The following is a 3,647-nucleotide window of genomic DNA, read 5'->3' on the forward strand; positions in this document are numbered from 1 at the left end:
GTTGGTCATAGGAGACGCGGATGGCGCCGACCTCGTCGGCCTTCCAGCCGCGCGCCTTCATCTCGTCGACGATCGCCTGGCCGACCGCCTCGCCGATCTTGGTTGCCGAGATGCCCATATGCGGCACGTCTTCCAGCGCCTTGCCGTCGGCGCCGACCAGGCGGTCATCGACAGTCATCAGCTTGAGATTGTTGGCGGCGGCCTTGGCGACGATGCCGGGGCCGAGCTTCACGTCGGGCGTGCAGACGATGAAACCCTGCGCGCCCTGGGCGCCGAGATTGTCGATGGCCGACATCAGCTTCTCACCGTCTTCGGCGCCGATCTTGACCAGGGTAAAGCCCTTTTCCTTGGCGGCCTGATCAGCAAACTTCCATTCGTCCTGGAACCACGGCTCCTCGGGCTGTTTGACGATGAAGCCGATCTTGGTGTCCTGAGCATATGCAGCGATGGTCGTGACGGACAGCACGGCAAGCGCGCCCGCGACGAGCGCGGTCTTCAAAAGTCGCATGATTACCTCCCAGCGATAGACCGGGCGCTCAGCCCGGATGCCGGAGTCTCTAATCGCTTTTATCATACTCGTCAATTGATCTGGTATGATAATTAATGTACATGCTCTGACCAGCGATCGCTGGCGCAATTGATCCGCATCCGTTAAGGCCGGACCGGTTGTGCGAAACCAGCGGTTCGCCGCCTTGGAGGAGGGCTGAGGTGACCGGGACTTTGAAGAAACCGCAAGGCGACACAGCCACTCGCCGCCCGCGCGTTATGCCCGACGTGACCAAGGCGATTGCCTCGGACATCTTTTCCGGGCGCTATCCGGCCGGCTCCTCACTGCCGACCGAAAACGAGCTCGGCGTCGAATACAGCGTCAGCCGCACCGTCATCCGTGAGGCCCTGAAAGTGTTGGCGGCAAAAGGGCTGGTGCTGTCGCGGCCACGCGTCGGCACGATCGTCTGCAACGAGGACGACTGGAACATCATCGACCCGCAGGTGCTGGCCTGGCACGCGCCGCATGCACTGGACGACAAGCTCTTCGACGCCATTCTTGAGACTCGCCGGGCCATCGAGCCGCTGGTTGCCGAACTCGCCGCCACGCGCGCGACGCTGCAGGAAATCGCCGATCTCGAAGCCACCTGGCGCGGCATGGCCGGCGCCGGCGAGGATCTCGCCGCCTTCTCGCGCAGTGACATCGCTTTCCACCAGATCGTCTATGCCGCGAGCCATAACCCGATCTTTCGCCAGATCGGCAATCTCATCGACACCGGGCTGAAATTCTCGCTGGAGGCGACGGCGGTGATTTCGCTCGACCGGCGCATGGAGGCCGTGGCGGCGCACCGCGAGGTGGTCGAGGCGCTGCGTATGCGCAATGCCGATGCCGCGCGTGGCGCGGCAAACAAGATCCTCGACCTCGCGGCGCGCGACCTCGTCAGCGCCAAGAAACTCAAGAGCAACTGAGACTGCGCATGAAAATCATCTCGCTCACCACCTACATCGTTCCGCCGCGCTGGCTGTTCCTGAAGATCGAAACCGATGCCGGCGTCACCGGCTGGGGCGAGCCGGTGGTCGAAGGCCGGGCGCTGACCGTCGAGGCGGCGGTCAAGGAGCTTGGCGATTATCTCATCGGCAAGGATCCGCGCCTGATCGAGGACCACTGGACGGTGATGCACCGCGGCGGTTTCTACCGCGGCGGCCCGATCCTGATGAGCGCCATTGCCGGCATCGACCAGGCACTGTGGGACATCAAGGGCAAGGCGCTCGGCGTGCCCGTGCACGAACTGCTCGGCGGCAAGCTGCGCGACTCGATCAAGGTCTATTCCTGGATCGGCGGCGACCGCCCGGCGGAGGTCGCGGCCGGCGCCAGGGAAATGGTTGCGCGCGGTTTCCTGGCGCTCAAGATGAACGGTACCGAAGAACTGCAGATCGTCGACAGCCATGACAAGATCGACGCCGCTGTCGAACGCGTCGCCATGGTGCGCGAGGCCGTCGGGCCCAACATCGGCATCGCTGTCGATTTTCATGGCCGCGTGCACCGGCCGATGGCGCGTGCGCTCGTCAAGGAACTCGAACCCTATAGGCTGATGTTCATCGAGGAGCCGGTGCTCAGCGAAAACCGCGAGGCGCTGAAGGAGATCGCCGCGCTTGGCTCGACACCGATCGCGCTCGGAGAGCGGCTCTATAGCCGCTGGGACTTCAAGTCCGTGTTCGAGGAAGGCGTCGTCGACATCATCCAGCCCGACCTGTCGCATGCCGGCGGCATCACAGAATGCCGCAAGATCGCGGCGATGGCGGAAGCCTATGATGTCGCGGTCGCGCCGCATTGCCCGCTCGGGCCGATCGCGCTTGCCGCGTGCCTGCAGCTCGACGCGGTCAGCTACAACTGCTTCATCCAGGAGCAGAGCCTCGGCATCCACTACAACGCCGCCAACGACCTGCTCGACTATGCCGCCAACAAGGATGTCTTCCGCTACGAGGATGGTTATGTCGCCATTCCCGACGGCCCGGGCCTGGGTGTCGAGATCGACGAGGATTATGTCAAGGAACGCGCCAGGGAAGGCCACCGCTGGCGCAACCCGATCTGGCGCCACAAGGACGGTTCCTTCGCCGAGTGGTGATCCGGGCTGGCTTTCAGACTTCAAGCACTCCAGGAATAATGAAGACTTTGTCCGGCGAGCAGTTGCTCTCGAGAAATGGCTCGTTCGTTCGGTTTGATCGAGGGGCTTTCAGCGGCGTTGTCAAATTGACCATCAAACGCAGATGACCGCAGTGCGGCACATTCATCGGCTGCGAATTGCAGAGGGACTGTTTGGTGGAGCCAATCGGGATCGAACCGACGACCTCTTGAATGCCATTCAAGCGCTCTCCCAACTGAGCTATGGCCCCACTTCCGGCAGTCAACCGGCGCCGTTTCCGGCGAAGAGATCCGGCGCGGGTTGGAGACCGCGCCGTTAGTGCAGGCGGCTTCTAACCCCGCCTTTCTCAGATATCAAGCCTTCGAGAGCCGCTTTTTCTTCACAGACCACGAAAGCCCGCAAACGCCCGCTTTCAAGGCCGATCAGACCTCGTCGTCGTCGTCGCCAACGCCGATCATGTCGGCAACGTCGTCATCTTCTTCCTCTTCGTCGGCGAGGAAGGTGTCGTCCTCGTCGTCGCCGAGATCGACGTCGTCCTCATCGTCGCCAAGATCCGGCAGGTCGTCGCCCTTGACGTCCTCGTCGGCCTCTTCGAGCGAGACGACCTCAACGCCTTCTTCTTCCTCGGCGTCCACTTCCTTCTCGGCCACTTCCTCTTCCTCCTCGAGAGCGGCAATCTTGCCTTCCTCGAAATAGGAACGCGGATAGGTCTTGCCGGTGTAGGGCGAGACGATCGGGTCCTTGTTCAGGTCGTAGAATTTTCGGCCCGTCTCCGGGTCGATACGTTTTGTGCCAAGTTCGGTTTTTGCCACGGCAAGCCTCGTCAATAAAAGAGTGGTCCCCTTAACCACAGTTTGCAGCGCTGTCAAAGCGAAAAGCCGGCGTCACAAAACCATGCATTGAAAGGCCTCGCGTGAAGTGACGACCATGGGGATGACCATTTCGGCCCACCGTGGTACGAGACCGCCGCAACAAATGAAAAGCGCCGGCCCGCCGGCATTCCGTCCAGGGAAATTC

At 62.2% G+C, this 3,647-nt stretch carries 4 protein-coding genes and 1 tRNA gene; 2 read left to right on the forward strand and 3 right to left on the reverse strand.

Translation table 11 applies throughout. From position 1 onward, the window contains the following. Window positions 1-508 (reverse strand): substrate-binding domain-containing protein (locus EN994_RS22500; RefSeq protein ID WP_164746078.1); only part of this gene is annotated, 508 nt, incomplete at its 3' end. Window positions 509-765: 257 nt separating this feature from the next. On the opposite strand from EN994_RS22500, the gene EN994_RS22505 reads away from it, so the two are divergent. After that, the gene (locus EN994_RS22505) at window positions 766-1,455 is read left to right on the forward strand and encodes a FadR/GntR family transcriptional regulator (RefSeq protein WP_050596413.1); all 690 of its coding nucleotides are present in this window, start codon (window positions 766-768) and stop codon (window positions 1,453-1,455) included. Between the two features lie 8 nt (window positions 1,456-1,463). Continuing rightward, a complete protein-coding gene (dgoD, locus tag EN994_RS22510; RefSeq protein ID WP_024501895.1) occupies window positions 1,464-2,612 on the forward strand; it encodes a galactonate dehydratase in 1,149 nt (382 codons plus the stop codon). A 192-nt stretch (window positions 2,613-2,804) separates the two neighbouring features. Here dgoD and EN994_RS22515 read toward each other — a convergent pair. Both EN994_RS22515 and EN994_RS22520 read right to left on the reverse strand, forming a co-directional pair. Further along, window positions 2,805-2,880: transfer RNA gene (locus tag EN994_RS22515), tRNA-Ala, on the reverse strand. Window positions 2,881-3,052: 172 nt separating this feature from the next. Beyond that, entirely contained in the window at window positions 3,053-3,442 is a 390-nt protein-coding gene (locus tag EN994_RS22520) for a TIGR02300 family protein (protein WP_013528180.1), read from the reverse strand. Window positions 3,443-3,647 lie beyond the last annotated feature (205 nt).

It is taken from the genome of Mesorhizobium sp. M7A.F.Ca.CA.002.09.1.1 (genome assembly GCF_003998555.1).
GTDB classification, from domain to species: Bacteria; Pseudomonadota; Alphaproteobacteria; order Rhizobiales; family Rhizobiaceae; genus Mesorhizobium; species Mesorhizobium ciceri.